The organism is Escherichia sp. E13S3, from assembly GCF_004212325.1.
Classification (GTDB): domain Bacteria; phylum Pseudomonadota; class Gammaproteobacteria; order Enterobacterales; family Enterobacteriaceae; genus Escherichia.
In genome coordinates this window covers 45813-67116 of the sequence record NZ_RHJR01000009.1, presented here as the reverse complement: position 1 = coordinate 67116, position 21304 = coordinate 45813, and the positions used below count along the sequence as shown (strand labels likewise).

General features: G+C 48.5%; 19 protein-coding genes. 3 read left to right on the top strand and 16 right to left on the bottom strand.

Features of this window, described 5'->3' with window-relative positions; all coding sequences use genetic code 11:
• Nucleotides 1-90: 90 nt before the first annotated feature.
• On the bottom strand, nt 91-1599 hold the full coding sequence (glpK, locus tag D9597_RS10530) for a glycerol kinase GlpK (RefSeq protein ID WP_130222372.1): 1509 nt from the start codon (nt 1597-1599) through the stop codon (nt 91-93).
• 22 nt (nt 1600-1621) lie between these two features.
• Nucleotides 1622-2467, bottom strand: coding sequence for a glycerol uptake facilitator protein GlpF (glpF, locus tag D9597_RS10525; RefSeq protein ID WP_130206614.1), 846 nt, complete (start codon nt 2465-2467; stop codon nt 1622-1624).
• A 424-nt stretch (nt 2468-2891) separates the two neighbouring features.
• Between glpF and zapB the strand changes: the two genes are divergently transcribed.
• Nucleotides 2892-3137, top strand: coding sequence for a septal ring assembly protein ZapB (gene zapB / locus D9597_RS10520; protein WP_001296623.1), 246 nt, complete (start codon nt 2892-2894; stop codon nt 3135-3137).
• Between the two features lie 39 nt (nt 3138-3176).
• Here zapB and D9597_RS10515 read toward each other — a convergent pair whose 3' ends face one another.
• The 9 genes from D9597_RS10515 to priA form a co-directional block, all read right to left on the bottom strand.
• Nucleotides 3177-3803 carry a hypothetical protein gene (locus tag D9597_RS10515; protein ID WP_130222541.1) on the bottom strand — a complete coding sequence of 209 codons (627 nt, stop codon included), beginning with the start codon at nt 3801-3803 and terminating at the stop codon, nt 3177-3179.
• 122 nt (nt 3804-3925) lie between these two features.
• A complete protein-coding gene (locus tag D9597_RS10510; RefSeq protein ID WP_130222370.1) occupies nt 3926-4600 on the bottom strand; it encodes a hypothetical protein in 675 nt (224 codons plus the stop codon).
• 59 nt (nt 4601-4659) lie between these two features.
• The gene (rraA, locus tag D9597_RS10505) at nt 4660-5145 is read right to left on the bottom strand and encodes a ribonuclease E activity regulator RraA (RefSeq protein ID WP_000872908.1); all 486 of its coding nucleotides are present in this window, start codon (nt 5143-5145) and stop codon (nt 4660-4662) included.
• A 92-nt stretch (nt 5146-5237) separates the two neighbouring features.
• The gene (menA, locus tag D9597_RS10500) at nt 5238-6164 is read right to left on the bottom strand and encodes a 1,4-dihydroxy-2-naphthoate polyprenyltransferase (RefSeq protein WP_130222368.1); all 927 of its coding nucleotides are present in this window, start codon (nt 6162-6164) and stop codon (nt 5238-5240) included.
• A 66-nt stretch (nt 6165-6230) separates the two neighbouring features.
• Entirely contained in the window at nt 6231-7562 is a 1332-nt protein-coding gene (gene hslU, locus D9597_RS10495) for an HslU--HslV peptidase ATPase subunit (RefSeq protein ID WP_001293348.1), read from the bottom strand.
• A gap of 9 nt (nt 7563-7571) precedes the next feature.
• A complete protein-coding gene (gene hslV / locus D9597_RS10490; protein ID WP_000208242.1) occupies nt 7572-8102 on the bottom strand; it encodes an ATP-dependent protease subunit HslV in 531 nt (176 codons plus the stop codon).
• A 92-nt stretch (nt 8103-8194) separates the two neighbouring features.
• A complete protein-coding gene (gene ftsN / locus D9597_RS10485; RefSeq protein WP_130222366.1) occupies nt 8195-9154 on the bottom strand; it encodes a cell division protein FtsN in 960 nt (319 codons plus the stop codon).
• Between the two features lie 91 nt (nt 9155-9245).
• Entirely contained in the window at nt 9246-10271 is a 1026-nt protein-coding gene (gene cytR, locus D9597_RS10480; protein ID WP_130215268.1) for a DNA-binding transcriptional regulator CytR, read from the bottom strand.
• A 155-nt stretch (nt 10272-10426) separates the two neighbouring features.
• The gene (priA, locus tag D9597_RS10475; RefSeq protein ID WP_130222364.1) at nt 10427-12625 is read right to left on the bottom strand and encodes a primosomal protein N'; all 2199 of its coding nucleotides are present in this window, start codon (nt 12623-12625) and stop codon (nt 10427-10429) included.
• A gap of 203 nt (nt 12626-12828) precedes the next feature.
• Between priA and rpmE the strand changes: the two genes are divergently transcribed.
• The gene (gene rpmE, locus D9597_RS10470; RefSeq protein WP_000710769.1) at nt 12829-13041 is read left to right on the top strand and encodes a 50S ribosomal protein L31; all 213 of its coding nucleotides are present in this window, start codon (nt 12829-12831) and stop codon (nt 13039-13041) included.
• Between the two features lie 81 nt (nt 13042-13122).
• Here the strand turns inward: rpmE and D9597_RS10465 are convergent, their stop codons facing one another.
• Genes D9597_RS10465 through D9597_RS10455 form a run of 3 tightly spaced genes read right to left on the bottom strand, consistent with a single transcriptional unit; the run spans nt 13123 to nt 17584 of the window.
• Nucleotides 13123-14385, bottom strand: coding sequence for a sigma-54 dependent transcriptional regulator (locus D9597_RS10465; protein WP_130222539.1), 1263 nt, complete (start codon nt 14383-14385; stop codon nt 13123-13125).
• A gap of 2 nt (nt 14386-14387) precedes the next feature.
• On the bottom strand, nt 14388-16355 hold the full coding sequence (locus D9597_RS10460; protein WP_130222362.1) for an ATP-binding protein: 1968 nt from the start codon (nt 16353-16355) through the stop codon (nt 14388-14390).
• On the bottom strand, nt 16352-17584 hold the full coding sequence (locus D9597_RS10455; protein WP_130222360.1) for an ABC transporter substrate-binding protein: 1233 nt from the start codon (nt 17582-17584) through the stop codon (nt 16352-16354). Before D9597_RS10455 ends, D9597_RS10460 begins: the two co-directional genes overlap by 4 nt.
• Nucleotides 17585-18431: 847 nt before the next feature.
• On the opposite strand from D9597_RS10455, the gene D9597_RS10450 reads away from it, so the two are divergent.
• A complete protein-coding gene (locus tag D9597_RS10450; protein ID WP_130206592.1) occupies nt 18432-19817 on the top strand; it encodes an MFS transporter in 1386 nt (461 codons plus the stop codon).
• A 139-nt stretch (nt 19818-19956) separates the two neighbouring features.
• Here the strand turns inward: D9597_RS10450 and D9597_RS10445 are convergent, their stop codons facing one another.
• Entirely contained in the window at nt 19957-20565 is a 609-nt protein-coding gene (locus tag D9597_RS10445; RefSeq protein WP_130222358.1) for a YiiX family permuted papain-like enzyme, read from the bottom strand.
• Nucleotides 20566-20748: 183 nt separating this feature from the next.
• Nucleotides 20749-21066 (bottom strand): met regulon transcriptional regulator MetJ, encoded by a 318-nt coding sequence (metJ, locus tag D9597_RS10440; protein WP_000852812.1) that lies wholly within the window; start codon nt 21064-21066, stop codon nt 20749-20751.
• Nucleotides 21067-21304 lie beyond the last annotated feature (238 nt).

Sequence of the window (21304 nt, the reverse complement as noted above, 5' to 3'; positions counted from 1 at the left end):
CACAAGATGGCATCGGCTCGTAGGCCTGATAAGACGCGTAAGCGTCGCATCAGGCGATCAGCATCAGGCAATCGGTTCAGGTGCCTGACATTACTCGTCGTGTTCTTCCCAGGCCATCGCGCGTTTGACCGCTTTTTTCCAGCCAGCGTAACGGTAATTACGCTCAGTGGTTTCGATGCCAGGACGGAACTCGCGTTCAATCACCGCTTTCTCTTGCAGCTCGTCGAGATTCTGCCAGAAGCCAACCGCCAGACCAGCAAGATAGGCCGCACCCAACGCAGTCACTTCGCGAACTTCCGGGCGCTCAACGCGCGTGCCGAGAATATCGGACTGGAACTGCATCAGGAAGTTATTTGCCACCGCGCCACCATCCACGCGCAGTGCGTGTAGACGAATACCGGAGTCGGCCTGCATCGCTTCCAGTACGTCACGCGTCTGATAAGCAATAGACTCCAGCGTCGCACGGATGATGTGGTTGGCGTTCACCCCACGCGTTAAGCCGAAAATGGCCCCGCGCGCATACGGATCCCAGTAGGGCGCACCCAGTCCGGTAAACGCCGGAACGACATACACACCGTTGGTGTTTTGTACTTTAGTGGCAAAGTATTCGGAATCGTAGGCGTCGTTAATCAACTTCATTTCATCGCGTAGCCACTGAATGGAGGCGCCCGCCATAAACACCGCACCTTCCAGCGCGTAGTTTACTTCCCCGCTCGGGCCACAGGCGATGGTGGTCAGCAGACCGTTTTCTGATTTCACTGCTTTCTCGCCGGTGTTCATCAGCATAAAGCAGCCGGTACCGTAGGTATTCTTCGCCATCCCTTCTTTCACGCACAACTGGCCGAAGAGTGCCGCCTGCTGGTCGCCCGCAATCCCGGCGATCGGAATACGCGTGCCGCCTTTGCCGCCAATGTTGGTCTGACCGTACACTTCGGAAGAACGACGTACTTCTGGCAGCATCTCACGCGGGATATCCAGCGCGTCGAGCATTTTGTCGTCCCAGTCCAGAGTATGGATGTTGAACAACATGGTACGAGACGCATTAGTGTAATCAGTGACGTGAACGCGGCCCTGAGTCATTTTCCAGATAAGCCAGGTATCAACCGTACCAAACAGCAGTTCACCACGGCGTGCACGCTCGCGGGAGCCTTCCACATGGTCGAGGATCCACTTCACTTTGGTGCCAGAGAAGTACGGGTCAATCACCAGACCGGTGTTGTTACGAATGTACTCTTCCATGCCGTCACGCTTGAGATGCTCGCAAATCTCGGCGGTACGACGGCACTGCCAGACAATAGCGTTATAGATAGGCTTGCCGCTTTCTTTTTCCCAGACGATGGTGGTTTCACGCTGGTTCGTAATACCGATAGCTGCAATTTGATCGGAATTAATATCTGCTTTCGCCAGCACTTCTACCAGTGTGGAGCTTTGGGTGGCCCAGATTTCCATCGGGTCGTGTTCTACCCAGCCTGGTTTTGGGTAAATTTGCTCAAATTCGCGCTGTGACACGCTAATGATATTGGCATCGTGATCCATCACGACCGCGCGGGAGCTGGTGGTGCCCTGGTCGAGCGCAACGATATATTTTTTTTCAGTCATGTTTAATTGTCCCGTAGTCACATTACAGCGAAGCTTTTTGTTCTGAAGGAGTTGTGATCTCCTTTTCTTCCACAACACAGATATCGCAAGGCAAATGGCGACCAATCAGTTTGCGGTAGGCGAATGCACCTACAATCGCGCCAACGATAGGGCCAAAAAGCGGCACCAGGAAGTAAGGAATGTCTCTGCCGCCGGTAAAGGCGACATTGCCCCAGCCCGCCAGCCAGGCAAAGGCTTTCGGACCGATATCACGTGCTGGGTTCATGGCAAAGCCCGTTAATGGACCCATAGATGCGCCAATGACCGCAATCAGTAGACCAATCAGCAAGGGAGCCAAAGGGCCGCGCGGTACGCCGTTACCATCGTCCGTTAACGCCAGGATCAGCCCCATCAGAATAGCGGTAATCACCATCTCAACTGCGAAGGCCTGCACAAAATTGATATGAGGATTAGGATAAGTAGAGAAAGTACCCGCCAGATCAACACTTTCGACGCTTCCGCGAACAATATGATGGGTCTGCTCGAAGTCGAAGAATAAATTGTAGTAAAGCCCGTAAACTAATGCCGCAGCGCAGAAAGCTCCGGCGACTTGTGAAACGATATAAGGAATAACCTTGCGCTTGTCGAAACAGGCAAACAGCCACAACGCAATGGTGACAGCTGGATTAAGATGTGCGCCGGAAACCCCTGCGGTTAGATAGATGGCCATCGCCACCCCCAGCCCCCAAATAACACTGATTTCCCACTGACCAAAAGACGCGCCAGCGACTTTAAGTGCAGCAACGCAACCGACACCGAAAAAAATCAACAACCCGGTACCGAGGAATTCAGCAATGCACTGGCCTTTCAAGGTTGATGTTTGACTCATAATCGGATCCTGAAGAGTTAATGTTTGTTGTATGCGTGAAAGTCACGGACCTCCACGATGCTTGTAGGCATGCTGTAAACTTATCGTTAACGAGCGAAAACGAGAAATATCGAACTTAAAATGTGTGTGCTTCGTCATAAAATGAGCGTTATCGCGCTATTTATTTCATCTGTTTATACATGATGCATGTTTGTTAGATCATTCGCGCAACAATTTTGTTAACATTTTCGATTGGTGTGGATTATGTCACCAGGAGAAGGATGAAAAGTGTGGCAAACCGTAATCTACAAGGCGTGCCGCTGGACAGCGATGGCGCGGCTTCATACAATCGGAGCTAACTAAAATGCGCTCGTATTTATTAAGGCGTCACCGGTAATCGGGACGAGGATTTTTATCCATCAACGCCTTGCAATTCAGGAGAGGTATGACGATGTCATTAGAAGTGTTTGAGAAACTGGAAGCAAAAGTACAGCAGGCGATTGATACCATCACTCTGTTGCAGATGGAAATCGAAGAGCTGAAAGAAAAAAACAACTCACTGTCGCAGGAAGTTCAAAATGCCCAGCATCAGCGCGAAGAGCTGGAGCGTGAGAACAACCATCTGAAAGAACAGCAGAACGGCTGGCAGGAACGTCTGCAGGCCCTGCTGGGTCGTATGGAAGAGGTTTAATCTCTTCCACGCAGAGGCGCCGCAAGGCGCCTTATTTTTTTACTTCTGTGCATTTTTAGCAGACAGCATAATCTCCATCGCCTGTTGGCGATATTTATCTGCCGTATCTGGCTTCATTAATGCAATGAGCCCCACAGCCCTGGGGGTATCTTCAAGATAAACACTGATGGTTCTCTTCTGCTGACCATCAAAATTTATCAACACGTCCTGATATTTGCAGGTGAAATGTTTGGCATTACAGTCATGAAACTGGAAAGTTTCTTCATTGTATTGATCCTTGAGATTGTCTCGCTGCATATTCTTTAACTCTTCCAGCGAGTCATCGGCGCTACGCCCTGCGGGCAGGCGGAAAGCAGAAATAAAGACGCTATTATCTTCACTTCTTATATCAATGGTTTTATCAGTACTAATGGAAACCGTATTCCAGTGTCGGTTCGGGACAGTCACGGAAATAGCGGCATTCTCAAACGTATATTGCCACGGGGTGAACATACGAAACGTATTGCCGACGTTGGATAAAAGTAGTACTCCCAATACCCAGCAGCACCCGCGGGTAAAACTGGCGAAGTTACGCGTTTTTTTAGCGAATGTGCACAGAATACCCGACACAAGCACGGGAAGTAATAACGGCCCCAGAAGTACTGAACCGAAATACTCGCCAACCATGCCAGGATCTCCAGCAAGCAAGTTACTGTGCTGAAGATGACTAAGAAAAACAGTTATTATCCATAATATTAATAAGATAACGTATCTCATATCAATCCCTTATTATTAACATGCACATCAGATCATTGACGGGCAGAAAGCATCATTTTCATTACTTCTTCTTGATATTCGTCCAAATAATCTGGGTCGATGGCTGCGACCAGTTGTATCAAATTAGTGTTATCCAGTAGAGTCATGAAAATAGCATGTCTTACTTTGCCATCACTCATTGTTTGCACTCCTTCCTGATAAGCGCAGGCAAATCCCTGAACATCACAAACATGCATTTCTGCAGTTCCGTTTTGAGTCGCGGTAAGTTCCTCGATTGAATGTACACCGAGTTCATTTTGTGAGAAGGCAACAATAGCTAAAATAGCATGGGCATCCCGAGTTACCAGGGTTGGTCCTTGTTTTACTATATTGGCAACCCACTGTTTGCTCTGAACCGTGACGGTGATACCTGGCCCCGAGAAAGTATAATCCCATGTGCTGTGTCGTTCCCACACCGTATAGCTGCTATAGATAAGAAATAATCCCATTAACCAACAAGTACCGCGAATAAAGCTGCGGCTGCTTCTTTTTTTTATCGTTATACAGATGATTGTGGCGATAATAAATGATAGGGCAAGTGGGTTAAAAAATACGTTAGCAAAATATAAAATCATTTCACCGGTGTTGCCAGATAAAAGGAATTTGTAGCGGAAATGGTTAACGGCTATAAGAAATAAATATAAAATTAAAAGAATAATATTTTGCATGAATACGTCCATGTATAAAAAAGGGGAATTTAATCCCCCTTTTAACGCATGGCAGAGAGTTATTCAATATCCAGCGGATCTTCAGAAAGAATAATCCCGGTATTGTCGGCATAGAGATGGTCGCCGGAGAAGAAGGTGACGCCGCCAAAATTGACGCGGACATCGCTTTCGCCAATGCCTTCGCCAGCGGCACCAACCGGAATTGCCGCCATCGCCTGGATGCCGATGTCCAGTTCTTCCAGATCATCTACCTGACGCACCGCGCCGTAAATGACCAGGCCTTCCCATTCATTTTGTACTGCCAGACGCGCCAGTTCAGCATCGACCAGTGCGCGACGAACAGAACCACCGCCATCGACGACAAGGACACGACCACGGCCATTTTGTTCGAGCAGATCGTACAGCAACCCGTTGTCCTCGAAACATTTTACCGTGATGATTTGTCCGCCAAACGACGCCCGTCCACCAAAGTTGGAGAACAGCGGTTCCACGACGTTGACATCTTCTTGATAGATGTCACAAAGCTCGGAAGTATCGTATTTCATAGGCTTAACATTCAGTTGCTGCGAGAATTTTCAGTATATCGCGCTATGTGGGTTGTTGGCAAAATCATCAATTGTTAATTGATATTTGTCAGTTATGTAGCCCACTGGCTTAAGAATATTCCCAAAACAAACAGCAGGTTAGTTAGTAATGCTCCTTTGACGGTGCGTTCCAGCATCGGACGCATCGCCACCGGGTCCATTTCACGCATCACATAACGGGCTTGCTTTACCAGCAACGGTGCTGCCAGCAGGAACAGCCAACCCCACAGGCTATGCAGTGAAAAGAGATTAAACAGCGCCAGGCACGCCAGCGAGCCCATCAGCAGGCAAGCATGGTAACGACGGGCGTTCACTTCACCTAAGCGCACTACCAGTGTGTTTTTGCCATTCTCGCGGTCGCTATTGATATCGCGCAGATTGTTAATGTTGAGCACCGCCGTTGCCAGCAGACCACAGGCCGTTGCCGGAAGGATCAGCGCCGGAATCAGCGTATGCGCCTGCAAATACCAGCTGCCCATCACACTCAACCAACCAAAGAACACCAGTACGGAAATATCACCCAGGCCGATATAACCATAAGGACGATTGCCCACGGTATAGGTGATAGCGGCGATAATTGATAACCCACCAAGAATCAGGAAGCCGACAAAATCAGCCAGGTTATGACACGCCACTGCGACCAGCGCCAGTCCAGAGAGGCAAATGAGCACGACGGTAATAATGAGCGCCCGTTTCATCTCTTGCTGGGTAATGACCCCTTTTTGCATGCCGCGCAGAGGTCCAATGCGGTCAGGTTTGTCGCTACCTTTGACGGCATCACCGTAGTCATTGGCGAGGTTAGAGAGGATCTGTAATAGCCCGGCGGTAATGAGTGCCAGCAGAGCGACCAGCGGATCGAAGTGACCTTGCCACCATGCCAGCGCCGTCCCGACGATAATTGCAGCAAAGGCGAGGGGGAGGGTTTTAGGTCGTAAACTTTCCAGCCACGCCTGAGTTCGGCTAATTTGTTGTTCAGTCATAATACGCGCCAATAAAAATGGGGCCTTTCAGCCCCATCAAACAATGATGAAAATGATTGAACGCGATTATAGGATAAAACGGCTCAGATCTTCATCTGCCACCAACGCATCCAGATGTTTGCTCACATAATCTGCGTCAATAGTGATGGTTTGACCGCTTAAATCGCTGGCGTCGTAGGAAATCTCTTCCATCAAACGCTCCAGAACGGTATGTAAACGACGCGCACCGATGTTTTCGGTAGATTCGTTTACCTGCCATGCCGCTTCTGCAATGCGTTTGATACCGGAGTCGGTGAACTCAATATTCACGCCTTCGGTCGCCATCAGTGCTTTGTACTGCACGGTGATAGAGGCATTCGGCTCGGTCAGAATACGCTCAAAGTCGCTGGTGGTCAGGGCCTGCAGCTCAACGCGGATCGGCAGACGACCTTGCAGTTCTGGGATCAGGTCAGACGGTTTCGCAACCTGGAATGCACCAGAAGCGATGAACAGAATGTGGTCTGTTTTGACCATCCCGTGTTTGGTGGAAACGGTGCAACCTTCTACCAGCGGCAGCAGGTCACGCTGAACACCTTCACGGGAAACGTCCGGGCCGGAGGATTCGCCGCGCTTACAGATTTTGTCGATTTCGTCGATGAACACGATCCCGTGCTGTTCTACGGCGTCGATAGCGTCTTGCTTCAATTCTTCCGGATTTACCAGTTTCGCCGCTTCTTCTTCAATCAGCAGCTTCATGGCGTCTTTGATTTTCAGCTTACGCGCTTTTTGCTTCTGACCGCCCAGGTTCTGGAACATAGACTGCAGTTGGCTGGTCATCTCTTCCATTCCCGGAGGCGCCATAATTTCAACGCCCATCGGTGCTGCGGCAAGATCGATCTCGATTTCTTTGTCATCGAGTTGGCCTTCACGCAGTTTTTTGCGGAATGCCTGACGGGCAGCGGACGGTTCCTGCTGCTGTTCGGTCTGTCCCCAGTTGTTTTTAGCCGGTGGGATCAGCACGTCGAGAATACGTTCTTCTGCCAGTTCTTCAGCGCGATAACGGTTTTTCTCGATAGCTTGTACACGCACCATTTTCACTGCGGCATCGGTCAGGTCGCGGATAATAGAATCGACTTCTTTACCTACATAACCGACTTCGGTGAATTTGGTTGCTTCAACTTTGATGAACGGCGCGTTCGCCAGTTTAGCCAGACGACGGGCGATTTCAGTTTTACCGACGCCGGTCGGGCCGATCATCAGAATGTTTTTCGGGGTCACTTCATGGCGCAACTCTTCGTTGAGCTGCATGCGGCGCCAGCGGTTACGCAGTGCAATCGCCACGGAACGCTTAGCGTTATCCTGGCCGATAATGTGCTTATCAAGTTCGCTGACGATTTCGCGTGGGGTCATTTCAGACATGGGAGATCCTTACGCTTTGTAGCTTAATTCTTCGATGGTATGGAAATGGTTGGTATAGATGCAAATATCGCCTGCAATATCCAACGCCTTTTCAGCAATTTCACGGGCGCTAAGTTCTGTGTTTTCTAACAGAGCGCGTGCCGCAGCCTGGGCGTAAGGGCCGCCGGAGCCGATAGCAATAAGATCGTTTTCTGGCTGTACCACGTCACCGTTACCGGTGATGATCAGCGATGCAGTTTCGTCCGCGACCGCCAACAATGCTTCAAGTTTGCGCAACATGCGATCGGTACGCCAGTCTTTTGCCAGCTCAACTGCCGCTTTAACCAGATGGCCCTGATGCATTTCCAGTTTACGTTCAAACAGTTCGAACAACGTGAAGGCATCCGCCGTGCCGCCGGCAAAGCCTGCGATCACTTTATCGTTATACAGGCGGCGAACTTTTTTAACGTTGCCTTTCATTACGGTGTTACCCAGTGTGGCCTGACCATCACCGGCGATTACTACGTGGCCATTACGGCGTACGCTTACTATAGTTGTCACGAGCAGACCCCTTGGTTAGGAATACAGAATTCAAGCCCCGCACAATTGTGCGGGGCATAATGCAAGTATAGATGGGGGAGATTTTGAGGGTTTCAACCCCCGGTGGCGAGCCGAATGCAGTTTGTATGGCCTGCCATCTTCAAACGATTGAGGGTGTTGTCAGCGTTCTCTTTGCCTTTCACCGGCCCGATGACCACACGATTCCAGCCATTGTTGGTGGTAATTTTCGAGTCAAAGCCTTCGAAAGCCAACTGCGCACGTACAGTCTCAGCCTGTTCAGCACCTTTAAATGAACCGCACTGAACCATCCAGCGACGTTCATCTTTCTTCTCCGCTGTTGGTTTCGGCGCTTCAGCTGCGCGTGCTACTGGTGCGGCCTGCTGTGGCTTCGGCTGCGAGGTTGTATGCGCAGGCGTTTGCAGCAGATCCTGGTACGGTTGCTGGGTAGAAGCCGGTTTAGACTGGCGCGGTTGCGCCTGTACCGGCGCGGCTTGCGACGTACGTGTCTGTTGCTGCCAGCTTTGCTCGGTCGTACGCGACTGCTGAGCCAGACGTTGCTGTTCCGCTAACTGCTGCGCCTGATGCTGGCGTTGCAGCGTTTGCTGGCGCTGTTCCGGCGTCTGCTCATTCCACGGGACTTCGGCAAGCTGCGTTGGTTGCTGACGCATATCAGCCTGCATTTGTTCAAGAAGCTGGCGCTGCTCCGGAGTCAGCTGATCCGGCGTTTTCACTTCGCCGCCAGCAGACGGTTCTGTTGGCGCACGCACGCCCGGCTGGCGACTTTCCAGCTCTTTAATGTAGCGCCAACGTTCTTCCGGTTTCGGAGGTAGTCCGTTTCCGGTCACTTTCTGGCTTTGCAGCGTCTCAGACTCTTCTTTCTTGTGGTGCGTAATGAAGTACAGACCCCCGATAAAGGTCACAAGAACGGCTGCAGCAATAGCGACCATTGCGGGAGAAACCGCAGGCATATTTCGTTGCTTTTTCCGTGAGGTGCTCTTTTTTCGCCGCGAAGGTGCCGGTTGGCTGCGGCGTACATAATCTCGTTGTGCCACTATCGTTTCGCTGTATTTATTCGTTCGTCAGCCCGCCATGTTACTTAAGCGGCGGGCCTTTGACCAGTCACGGAAGCCTTAAAGGTTTACTTTAAGATAACGTGCGCGTCGATCCCCGGATAATAAGCTCGCAGTCCATTAAACGTGAGCCGCTTCCGACCGTTTGCCCCTGCATTTGATCAAGCAGTAACAGCATAGCTTCCCGACCAATTTCGTAGCGCGGCTGTGCAATGGTTGTCAGCGGCGGATCGCAAAATTGCGTCAGGTCGATGTTGTCAAAACCGATTATGGAAAGGTCGTCAGGGACTTTCAGCCCCTGGCGTTTCGCCTGAGAAAGTGCGCCGAGCGCCATTACATCGCTATGACAGAAGACGGCAGTTGGCGGTTGCGGAAGGTCGAGCAGCTGTTGCATGGCTTTACTTCCGGCTTCGAAGGTGAAGTCGCCCCGGGCGATATATTGCGGATCAACCATAATGCCGCAGCGACGCAGTGCCTGAACGTAGCCTTGTAGACGGTAGTGACACAATGGCATCTCTTCGGGGCCGGCAATACAGCCAATCAGTTTATGCCCTTGTTCATACAGATAATTTACGGCATCAAAGGCAGCGGTCAGGTTGTCGATATGAACCGTAGGCAGTTCCAGCTCTGGTGCGAATTCGTTCGCCATCACCATCGGCGGCAGATTACGTTGTTCCTCTATGCTTGCATCAAACGGCAGCCTTGAACCCAGCAGCAACATGCCATCAATTTGTTTGGTGATGATCAAGTCGATAAAGGTCTTTTCCTGCTGATTTTGGTGTGCGCAGTCGCCAATCAGTACCAGATATCCATGACTTGCCGCCGTGACTTCGATACCGCGAATAATTTCGCTAAAGAAGGGGTCGCAGATATCCGGGACAATCACCAGAATCGTTCGGGATTCATTACGCTTAGCGTTACGCCCCAGTGGCTGCGGAAAATAACCCACTTCCCGGGCCGCTTTTTCAACCCGATTACGGGTGGCCTGGGAGACTTTATCTGGATTCATTAATGCTCGGGAGACGGTCGCTGTAGAGACTTTTGCCTTCAGGGCAACGTCTTTCATGGTTGCGGCAGTTTCCTGCTTCTTCACTTTCACACTCACTCCTCGCCTGGCACGTCAGGCGTACTACATCCGTGTTTACTTCATATCGGCAACATTTTTAGCAGATAGCGCGTGAAAACGGTTACAGAATTTTCATGAAAAGTGTGATGAATATTTAATTTTTCGATCCGCCTCGCATCGTTAGCGGTTTAACCCTCAATAGGATCGACATCCAGCACCCATTTCACTTTTCGTGAATCCGGTATGGTATTAATAAGCGCCAGCGTACCGTTAATGATGTGCTGTAAACGCACGCGGGAAGGGTGTTGTAGCAGGATCTGCCAGCGCCAGCGACCGCCACGTTTGGGTGCCAGTGCCGGAACCGGGCCGAGAACCCACAGTTTGTCATCCGCCAGCGGACTGGAGAGGATGAGATTTCGCAACTGTTGCAGGAACAGCGGCGCGTGCTGATTGTTATGATCTTCCGCGCGCACAATCACATGGCTGGTCCACGGCGGCAGTTGCATCATTCGCCGCTCGGCCAACGCCTGTTCCGCAAAAGCGTCATAACCTTTATACAGCAAGGTTTGTAAGAGAGGATGTTCCGGATGGTGCGTTTGCAGCACCACTTCGCCTTGTTTACCAGCGCGTCCGGCACGGCCTGCCACCTGGGTGTATAGCTGGGCAAAACGCTCCGCCGAGCGAAAATCGGCAGAAAACAGCGCGCCGTCCACGTCCAGTAACGCCACAAGTGTGACATCCGGAAAGTGGTGGCCTTTCGCCAGCATTTGCGTGCCAATCAAAATTCGCGCGCCGCCGCGATGCACTTCTGCCAGTTGCTGCTCCAGCGCGCCTTTACGGCTGGTGGTATCGCGGTCGATACGTGAAATGGCTACACCAGGGAAAAGCGGCGCTAACGTCTGTTCAAGTTGTTCTGTTCCCAGACCCACCGGCACCAGATGGGTAGAGCCGCAGGACGGACACTGGCGCGGTACTGGACGCTGACTGTCGCAATGATGGCAGCGCAAATGCTGCTGCGCCTGATGCAACGTGTAGTAGTGATCGCAACGTGGACATTCGGCAATCCAGCCGCAGTCGTGGCACAGCAGTGCAGGCGCAAAACCACGGCGGTTAAGAAAGAGAATGACCTGGTTATCGGCCTGCAAATGCTGGCGCATACGGGTGATTAACGCCGGAGCCAGCCCCGCCTGCACCTTCTGACCCTTTAAATCCAGTACATGTTGAATTGCCGGACGCGCATTACCCGCCCGACGTGTCAGGCGCAGCAGGCGGTATTTTTTCTGCTGCACGTTGCATAGCGTTTCCAGTGCGGGTGTTGCCGAGCCGAGAATTATCGGTATTTGCTCGCTGTGCGCGCGATATACCGCCAGGTCGCGGGCATGATAGCGCCAGCCTTCCTGCTGCTTGTAGGAACTATCGTGCTCTTCATCGATAACAATCACACCGAGATTTTTAAACGGTGTAAACAGTGCGGAACGGGTGCCAATCACAATCGCCGCCTCGCCATTTTTCGCTTTCAGCCAGGCCGAAAGGCGCTCACTGTCATTCAGGCCGGAATGCAGAACTTCCACTGGCGCATTAAACCGTTCACGAAAACGGGCGATCGTCTGGGGTGTCAGGCCGATTTCCGGCACCATCACCAGCGCCTGCTTGCCCTGAGCGAGCACGTTTTCCAGCACGCTCAAATAAACCTCTGTTTTACCGGAACCGGTAACGCCCGCCAGCAGCCAGGCAGAAAAAGTATCCGCCGCGCTATGAATTGCGCCAACGGCGGTGGCTTGTTCGGTATTCAGCCGTAGACGTTCGCCAGTAACAGCATAGTTCGTTCGCCAGTCGCTAAATTCCGGCGTTTCGCTTGCCAGCTCGCAAAGACCTTTTTTGCGCAGCGCCTGTAGTGCGGCATCGTTGAATTCAAGTTCCGCTACCTGGTCACGCCAGATTTTCCCTTGCCGCAACGCCGCCAGCGCCTGTTGTTGCTTAGGCGAACGTTTCAGGCTGTTGATATCCACCGCCTGGCCTTGTTCGGTAGCAAACCAGTACCACATGGGCGCGTTCGCCGCAGGCCGCCCCTGGCGCAATAAAATCGGCAAGGCATGAAACAATACATCGCCAATTGGATGATGATAGTAATCCGCCGCCCAAAGCAGTAAGCGCCAAACGGAACTGGAAAAAACGGGTTCACTGTCCAGTACTTCTACTACGGTTTTCAGTTCGTTGAGCGGCAACTCGCTGACGTCGCTAACTGACACGACAATCCCGATGCGCTCCTGCTGTTTGCCAAACGGCACGCGCACGCGACACCCGGCTTTAACCGTCATACCTTCTGGCAGGAGATAGTCAAAGGTGCGGGGAAGCGGAACGGGCAAGGCAATGTGGGCAACGGGCATAGCATCATCCTGACTTGAAATTCGGTGGAACAGTATACACATTGCGGTAGAGGAGTGCGGATCAGTTTGCATACGCTGGTTAATTTCTGTATGATTCGGCGCCTTTGATACGAAATGATCGTATTGAAACTATACTTTAAACATCGCGTGGTGTCTGGCGTTAGGGCTGGAAGAGCGACGCGGCCTTAAACCGAGGTTTTCCCATGAAAAAAGATATTCACCCGAAATACGAAGAAATTACTGCTAGCTGCTCTTGCGGTAACGTAATGAAAATCCGCTCCACCGTTGGTCATGACCTGAACCTCGACGTGTGCAGCAAGTGCCACCCGTTCTTCACTGGCAAACAGCGTGATGTTGCTACCGGTGGCCGTGTTGACCGCTTCAACAAGCGTTTCAACATCCCGGGCAGCAAATAAGACCGGATTTCCGAAAAAAGCGCCGAACGGCGCTTTTTTTGTGCCTGAAAACTTTCATTAGCAGGATAACGTATTGGATTGTTATCTTTCCTTTACATCGCGAAAATCCATTTTATCAATACCGTATTTTTTCATGCGCAAATACAGCTTTTTTCTGGGGATCTGAAAGTAATCGGCAACGTCGTTGATACGTCCCTGGAAGAAGTTGAGTGCATCAATAATTATTTGTCTTTCATAGCTTTCAACACGTTCATCAAGTGGTGTTGGATCAGCATCCATCATCTGCAAACTGACTGAATCGTCCAGCATTAAAACACCCACAGCCACCAATTCTGCTGCATTTATTAATTCAATGATATTACCGGGCCAGGTTCGCGCCATCAGTCGCTTATAAAACGTTTTCCCCAGCAGCGGTTGTTGGCGATTTAATCGTTTACAGGTGAGAGTCAAATAATGGTGAAAAATAGGCTCAATATCCCCCGGGCGTTGACTTAGCGGTGGGCATTCGATGTGGGTAAGTGAAAAAAGAAAATACAATGCGGGAATAATTTTTTGTGTGGCGGCAAGTGCAGCCAGAGGGCTTTGATTAACAACAATCAGACGAAACGATCGATCCTGTGGGCGTTCCTGGAGTTGAATCAAGAGACGCTGATTTTCTTGCGTTAAATATTCAAGTTCTTTTAATAACAGCGTGCCACCTTTTGCTTCTTCCACCCATTCTTCCAGCGGTTGCTGACTATTAGCGCTGAGTGTGCGTTCAATTAACGGCCTTTCCTTGCGAGAACTAAATTGGTGAAGATAATGGGCGGCTAATGTTCTGCCGGTTCCAGGTTCGCCGTAAAAACAGACGGGAAGATCGGTTTCTGCCAGAGTTTCAAGCTGCTGACGCGTCTGACGAACCCAGCCACTGTTACCAATTAAGTGCCGATTAAATTGCGCTCGTCGCCATTTTTTTTGTTCCAGATAATCTTCACGCTCTGCCAGCGCTTTCTCGATAAGCGATAAAAATTGTTCCGGATTGATCGGTTTTTGCAGGAAATCCCACGCGCCTTTTTTTACCGCTTCAACGGCCATTGGGACATCGCCGTGGCCGGTGATCATCAGAATGGGAAGATTAAGATCAATCAGCATTATTTTTTCCAGCAGCATAATGCCTGAAATATCCGGCATGCAAACGTCGCATACCACGATTCCTTCCCAGGTATCTTGCAGCAATTGCAGCGCTTCTGAAGGGTTGCTACAGGTACATACGGCATAGCCCTCTTGCTGTAAGAGAGAACTGTAGGCTTGCAGAACATCATTGTCGTCATCAATGAGCAGTATTGTTGGAGTTGTATCTGTCATGCTTAAAGTTTCCTGAAACATAGAATAACCAACGCATGGCGGTCGAGGGTAGACGCAATATATAGCTCTCCCTGGCACTGACGCATAATAGAATGACTAATCGAAAGACCAATACCTAAACCTACAGCTTTGTCAGTCGTAAACGGTGTTAATAGTCGATCAGCCAGAAGCACTGGCCAGCCTTTTCCATTATCAGCAATATAGAGCGTTAACGTGGTGTCTTCTTCTTCAAAGTTAATGGTTATTGTGGGCGGTTTTTCCTGACTGGCTTCCAGGGCATTCGTAAATAAATTAACTAAAACTTGTTGAATCAAAACATCGTCGCCATAAACAGCAGGAAAATTATCTGGGTAGTGAAGAGATGCTTTCAGTGGTCGATGTTTTAATGCCAGAAGCTCCCAGGATGAATAAATTACCTGCTGTAAATTAATTGCTCCACCTACGAGTTCACTATCGCGTCGGCGGGCGAAGTTTCGCAGTCGTTTAACGATATTATCCATGCGCTCAACCAGCGATCGCATCGTAACGATATAGTTTTTCGCCAAACCAGTGTCTTGTTGCTCTATAGCGCGATTGGCGCTGAACAGGTACATAGATAATGCATTAAGCGGTTGATTGATTTCATGTGCCAGTGTTGTCATTGTTTGCCCAACTACGGCCAGTTTGGCGGTTTGGATCAATTCACTTTGTGCTGTTCGCAGATTTTTTTCTGTCGCGATTCGATCACAGATTTCCTGCCCCAGTTGACGTTGCTGCTGATTAATTTGCTCTATCGTCTGGCGGAGTAGGTTGGCAATTCTACCAAGCTCATCATTGCCGGAGACTGGAATATCTGCATCGAGTTCACCGTTACTTAATTTGACGACGGCATCATTCAGTAAGCGAAAACGGCGGATCATCCTTGGCCGAATGTAGAAGTAATTCACCAGAATAACGAACAGTAAGGCCGTAACCATAGCGGCAAAAATCAGTAGTCCACTGATTTGCATTATTTTTTCTAATCGCAGATTGAAAGTTTGTAGCTGTTGATGGCTATTACCCAGTTGCGTTTCTAATTGGCCGCGTATTTGCGTAAAAACACGCTCTTTATCCCTGATAGTATTCATAAGGGTCTGTTGAGCTTGCTGCCAGGCGGACAGAGTTCCGGGTAGATAATTTTGCTGTGTACCCAGTTCCCACAGGGAATAAACTGTCTGGTGTAATGTAATAGTGCTGGAATAAGAAGCTAACGACCGCACATTTTCGTCAATGCTATGCTTCAAAAAATCCAGGTATTGAATATGTTGTCTTAACGACTCAGTATCATTGTTATGCGTGTTAAGCATCTCCTTTAAGGTACTGACGATTTCAGTTTCTATATGTGAGAGTTCGAAAACGAGCTGTAACTCGTTTTGAATAGATTGCAGTGCATTTTGCAACCCCTGGTTTTCGTGAAGATCTTTCCGTTGGCTGAGTTGATTGAGCAATGATGATTGTTGCCAACTTAAATCCTGAGTCAGGGAGTTGAGTTCATTATTGAAATCGTCATGCAACCAGTTAACTCTTGACGATATAACGTCGAGTTTTCCGTTTTCCTTATTATGTTCATTTAATGCTTTATCGAGATTACTCAGCAATTTGCGACTACTGGCGACCTGTTGGTTAAGCGCACTTTGATGTACTGAATCAAGATGGGGATTAATTGACTGAATTTTTTGTAGCCGTTGTTCAATTTGCTCTCTTACCTGAAGGCGGCTATCGGTGTTGGTTGTCTGTTGTAGCTCATTGAATTCATTTACCAATGCCGTAAGGTTTTCTTCAAAAAGAAATGACGCCTGAATTCGTGGGAAATAATCGTCAAGTGCGTAGCGAACCTGAGAATTTTGTTCATGCCAGGAATAAAGACTAACTACACTAACGAATAGCGTAAGAACGGCACTAAAAACAAAGGCGAGACGCAAGCTCGTCCCGATAGTATGTAGTTGTTTCACTTTAATGACTCAAGTTGTGAATTCACTAATTGCTGCTGCTGCAGGAAAAACTGCTGCCATGCCATAATCTGGGCTTCACGAAAACCTGATTGCAGCTCGAATTGCTGTAGATATGTTGGATTAACAGACTGTTGCGGGGTAATGGGAACCGCGGTTAATAGTGCGCGTATCTCTGGCAATGTCCGCTTAAGCCGATGTTCTGCGGCATATAATACTTTCCAACTTTTCTGAAGCTCGGTAAGGCGAAAAGTAATCGCATAATCAAATAACAATTGCACGAGCTTTTGGCGTTGCATGATCAACGGGTAATCAAGCGAAGGAGATGCAAATAACCGCATTTGTTGGTCAGCGAGTGGAGTGCCGGAGGGCAGAGGATATACCGGATACTTCCCTGAATCAGAATCGCTCAGTGCTTGCTGGCCTTCCGGACTCAACAAAAAATCAATAAAACGTCCTGCCTCTTGTGGATGATTACTGCCTTCTGTAATGGCAATAAACATAGGCGCTGCGCGCGAGTTGGGGAAATAGCTGAAACGTAAAGTTGAATTATTAAGCAGTACGTTAGCGTAATTGTCGATTACCGGACCAGCGTCCCCCAGTCCTGTACTGATCTTATTTGCTACGCCGAAGCTACGCGATGAAATGGTGGCGAGATTACCGCCTATTTTCAGTAGTGTACTCCAACCGCTACTCCATCCTTGTTGTTGCAGAAGATCTTCAATCATCAGATGAGTCGTATCTGAACGAGAAGGACTGCTCATTAATAGCGTTCCTTGATAACGCGACTTACTTAATTCCTGCCATGACGTTGGCACAGGCTCTTTTTTGTCTTCCAGATGCGCCACATTGATAAGAATGCCGTAGCCCGATATGGCAACAGCAACGGTGGTTGAACGAATGGATTCCGGTACTAACTTTCTACTTGTTTCTATTTGATTATTAAATGGCTGAAGCAGATTTTTACTTTGTAACCGCTGTAGCAACATCGGGGATGAACTCAGTACCAGATCAATATTTTCACCCAATGGATTTTCCAGCAGGCGCTCAATAGATGCACTGGTTCGGTTGAGCGTACGGATTTTGGTTGCCTGTGGTTGCTTTTGCCATTGACTGATAATGTGCTCTGTCGCTTCCGAAGAAAGCGTTGTAGCAATCACTAATTCATGCGCTGAGGCAACGCTGATATATAAAATCCAACAGATTAGCGCTCTTTGTATAATGCGAATCATGTCAAAAATCCCATTAATAAGAGGTAAATTCCTGGGCTGTAATCCATGTTGTTATCCATTAGTTAACATAAGCAACGAACTTCAAGCCATGTGTTTTTGTATTTGTAAATTATCATTAATTCGGCAAGCAACCAGCATTACTATATCCGCAAGTGACTGTTACGGAAATGCGCATTAATTAATTTCCACATTTTCGCTCTCAGATTCAGGTTCTGACTGTATAGCAGTAAAAAATGAAATTTGTTATTGGCGGCTTCATCCCATTTTTTTACCCGTTGAGGATGGTAATAACAAGCACTATCGTAAATAGGGTCATCTGCGGTGGCCTGATGCAGACTTAGCGCCTCAGTAATCATGACGGAGTTCCAGTCTTCAGAAACCATAAAAAAGGCTTTAATTCGATTACAAATCCGCGTGTTACGACGGGTATCCTGAAGGTGTTCAGACTCTGTTTTTTTGTTGTGCAGCATGGTTCTCTGGCATAACAAGAACAAGTATCTTCAATGATCCCGATTATAGAGGCAAAATATGTGATTGAACTCAAAAAATGAAAATTTTAATAAAACTAATTTTTTTAAAATTGGGCCTGTTGTAACACGTTAAGGTTTAAATAATAGCCATGTTGCATTTTCTAAAATCAAATATGGGAAAGAAATGGAACATGGGATTTGTTTTTTTGAGTCAGTTTTGACTCATTTGCCCTGTATTGTAACTTAAACTCTCTTGCTTCACTATCTTCAAAACTCACTAAGCAAAGGCTTTTAAAATACTCTTCAGAGAGTAGTAATGAGCATTGCTATGAATATTATTATTTGATTAAACAACACTATGAACTGGAAGGTGATATATGCTTTCTTTATTGAAACCTAAAGTGGCAACACATAAGGTTCCTGAAAGTGAAGTGAAAAGTACCTATAATCGTTACCGTATGCAGGCGTTATTCAGCGTATTTATCGGTTATCTTTCGTATTACATTGTCAGGAATAACTTTGTTCTCTCTACACCGTATTTAAAACAAGAGCTTAATCTTTCTGCGACGCAAATAGGGCTGTTAAGCAGTTGTATGCTGATCGCCTACGGTATTAGTAAAGGGATAATGAGCAGTCTGGCGGATAAAGCTAATCCCAAAGTATATATGGCAGTGGGTTTAATACTTTGTGCTCTCGTTAACGTGGCACTTGGTTTTAGTTTCGCATTCTGGATGTTTGCAGGACTTGTCATTCTGAATGGTTTCTTTCAGGGAATGGGTGTTGGCCCGTCATTTATTACGATCGCTAACTGGTTTCCTCGTAAAGAACGGGGCATTGTCGGCGCGGTCTGGAATATTTCGCACAACGTGGGTGGTGGTATTGTTGCTCCGATTGTCGGCGGCGCATTTGCCGTACTGGGCACTGAACACTGGAAAATAGCAACATATGTTATTCCAGCGATTGTCTCTGTTGTCATTGCTATCGTGGTACTGATGTCAGGTAAAGGTTCACCGGTAAGTGAAGGTTTGCCGCCATTAAACGAAATCGTTCCGGACGACGTCAGCATTAAAGCAAAAGATGATCGTGCGCCGGAAGATATGACTGCCTGGCAAATTTTTTGTACCTATGTGCTTAAAAATAAGAATGCCTGGTTTGTCTCTTTCGTTGATGTTTTTGTCTATATGGTGCGTTTCGGAATTATCAGCTGGTTACCTATTTATCTGTTAAGCGTGAAGCATTTTACGAAGACCGAAATGAGTACGGCATTTTTAATCTTCGAATGGGCGGCTATTCCAACGACATTATTTGCTGGCTGGTTGAGTGATAAATTATTTCATGGTCGCCGTATGCCGCCAGCGATTATCAGTATGGTATTGATTTTCTTCTGCCTGTTGGGCTACTGGAAAAGCGATTCTCTACTCTCTATTACTATTTTCGCTGCTTGCGTGGGCTGCCTTATCTATGTTCCGCAGTTCCTGGCCTCTGTTCAGACCATGGAAATTGTTCCCAGTTTTGCCGTGGGCTCCGCTGTCGGTTTGCGTGGTTTCATGAGCTATATTCTTGGCGCGACGCTTGGTACAAGCCTGTTTGGTATTATGGTCGATGAGGTTGGTTGGGATGGTGGTTTTTATCTTCTGCTTGCTGGTGTTATCTGTTGCATCATTTTCTGTACGTTAACGCACTTTGGTGCGATCGCTATGGAAAAACAACGTCAAAATGATGCTGAGACGTATCAACCAGAGCTTCAGACCCAAAAAAGCTAGGTTTTAGGGCCAGTCACGATGTGATTGGCCTACTCGCTTACTTTCATCACCGATTTTGTACCAGTTTGGTTGCGTAAAGCGCATTTCGAGTTATGGCAAAACGCGATTAACGTTTGCGGCGGGAACGACAAGTAATCCATTACCATGAAAACAGCGGCCACTCTTTGGCGACGGTAGTGAGTTGTGGCGCATCGAAAAGGGCTTGTGGCGAAACCACCGTTTCCTCAAGCGGGATATTTTTACCGTACCGTTCTTTAAGCTTTCCCTGGACCAGCGGGTTGCTAAGATCGAATTCTTTCAGCTTTTGCTGTTCACCCATGCGCATTCCCAGCGCGTTCTGATAAACCTTCCAAACGACTTCCGAGCAGTACTGACGATCATCGCTCCACGAGAAACTAAAGTCATACGGTTTGCCGAGATAACGTTTTGCCGTTTGCACCAGTTTTTGCTGTTGTTCGGTATTCAGTCCGCCTTCAACGCGGCGAACAATGTATTTGCCATCTTCACCGTGGGCTATCCATTGTTTGAGTGGGGTGTATTTCACCGGGCCGACCGCTTCAAAAACGTAGGGCTTTTTGTTGCGTATCACCAGCATACCGGTGTGGCTGTAATCGGAATGAGTTGCCAGTTGGATCGCTTTACTTTGCGATGAGCGAGAGATCTGAAAGATGATGTCGCCGGTTTGTGGCTGCCAGGCAAAGGCAGGTACAGAAACCAGCAGGCTGAGGATCAGCAGCCTGTTTTTCATAGTTAAACGTCCATGTATAAAAAGCGGTGGGTCGCAGACAACGTGCTCGTTGTTTATGCCGGATGCGGCGTGAACGCCTTATCTGGCCTACAAGTTCGTGCAAATTCAATAAATTGCAATATGACGTAGGCCTGATAAGCGTAGCGCATCAGGCGATTCCACTCCGCGCCGCTCTTTTCCGCATTAGTATTCCCACGTCTCCGGGTTAATCCCCATCTCACGCATGATCTCTTTTGCCGCTTCCGGAATTTCGTCGCTGCGCTCTTTACGCAGGTCGGCATCATCCGGCAGAGGTTGCCCGGTAAAGGCATGCAGAAACGCTTCGCACAGCAGTTCGCTGTTGGTAGCGTGACGCAGGTTGTTCACCTGACGACGCGTGCGTTCATCGGTGAGGATTTTTAACACCTTAAGAGGAATGGAAACCGTAATCTTTTTGACTTGTTCACTCTTCTTGCCGTGCTCAGCGTATGGGCTGATATATTCGCCGCTCCATTCAGCCATGAGATACTTAATCCTCTTCGTCAATAAATTGAAACCAGACCACACAATTAATGTGGGTAATGGCCATAAACCCGCATAGTTTACCGTACAGGCGCTACCGTGACATCGTGTAATGCACCTGTCGGCGTGATAATGCATGTAATTTTAACGGTTATTGGGGAATTGCTCAATCTATACGCAAAGAGGTTTAGATGTCCAGATGTATTGACGTCCATTAACACAATGTTTACTCTGGTGC

Excerpts from the sequence above, each read along its gene's own strand:
- glpK (WP_130222372.1), bottom strand. The coding sequence starts at position 1,599 with ATGACTGAAAAAAAATATATCGTTGCGCTCGACCAGGGCACCACCAGC.
- glpF (WP_130206614.1), bottom strand. The coding sequence starts at position 2,467 with ATGAGTCAAACATCAACCTTGAAAGGCCAGTGCATTGCTGAATTCCTC.
- zapB (WP_001296623.1), top strand. The coding sequence starts at position 2,892 with ATGACGATGTCATTAGAAGTGTTTGAGAAACTGGAAGCAAAAGTACAG.
- D9597_RS10515 (WP_130222541.1), bottom strand. The coding sequence starts at position 3,803 with ATGGTTGGCGAGTATTTCGGTTCAGTACTTCTGGGGCCGTTATTACTT.
- D9597_RS10510 (WP_130222370.1), bottom strand. The coding sequence starts at position 4,600 with ATGCAAAATATTATTCTTTTAATTTTATATTTATTTCTTATAGCCGTT.
- rraA (WP_000872908.1), bottom strand. The coding sequence starts at position 5,145 with ATGAAATACGATACTTCCGAGCTTTGTGACATCTATCAAGAAGATGTC.
- menA (WP_130222368.1), bottom strand. The coding sequence starts at position 6,164 with ATGACTGAACAACAAATTAGCCGAACTCAGGCGTGGCTGGAAAGTTTA.
- hslU (WP_001293348.1), bottom strand. The coding sequence starts at position 7,562 with ATGTCTGAAATGACCCCACGCGAAATCGTCAGCGAACTTGATAAGCAC.
- priA (WP_130222364.1), bottom strand. The coding sequence starts at position 12,625 with ATGCCCGTTGCCCACATTGCCTTGCCCGTTCCGCTTCCCCGCACCTTT.
- rpmE (WP_000710769.1), top strand. The coding sequence starts at position 12,829 with ATGAAAAAAGATATTCACCCGAAATACGAAGAAATTACTGCTAGCTGC.
- D9597_RS10465 (WP_130222539.1), bottom strand. The coding sequence starts at position 14,385 with ATGACAGATACAACTCCAACAATACTGCTCATTGATGACGACAATGAT.
- D9597_RS10455 (WP_130222360.1), bottom strand. The coding sequence starts at position 17,584 with ATGATTCGCATTATACAAAGAGCGCTAATCTGTTGGATTTTATATATC.
- D9597_RS10450 (WP_130206592.1), top strand. The coding sequence starts at position 18,432 with ATGCTTTCTTTATTGAAACCTAAAGTGGCAACACATAAGGTTCCTGAA.
- D9597_RS10445 (WP_130222358.1), bottom strand. The coding sequence starts at position 20,565 with ATGAAAAACAGGCTGCTGATCCTCAGCCTGCTGGTTTCTGTACCTGCC.
- metJ (WP_000852812.1), bottom strand. The coding sequence starts at position 21,066 with ATGGCTGAATGGAGCGGCGAATATATCAGCCCATACGCTGAGCACGGC.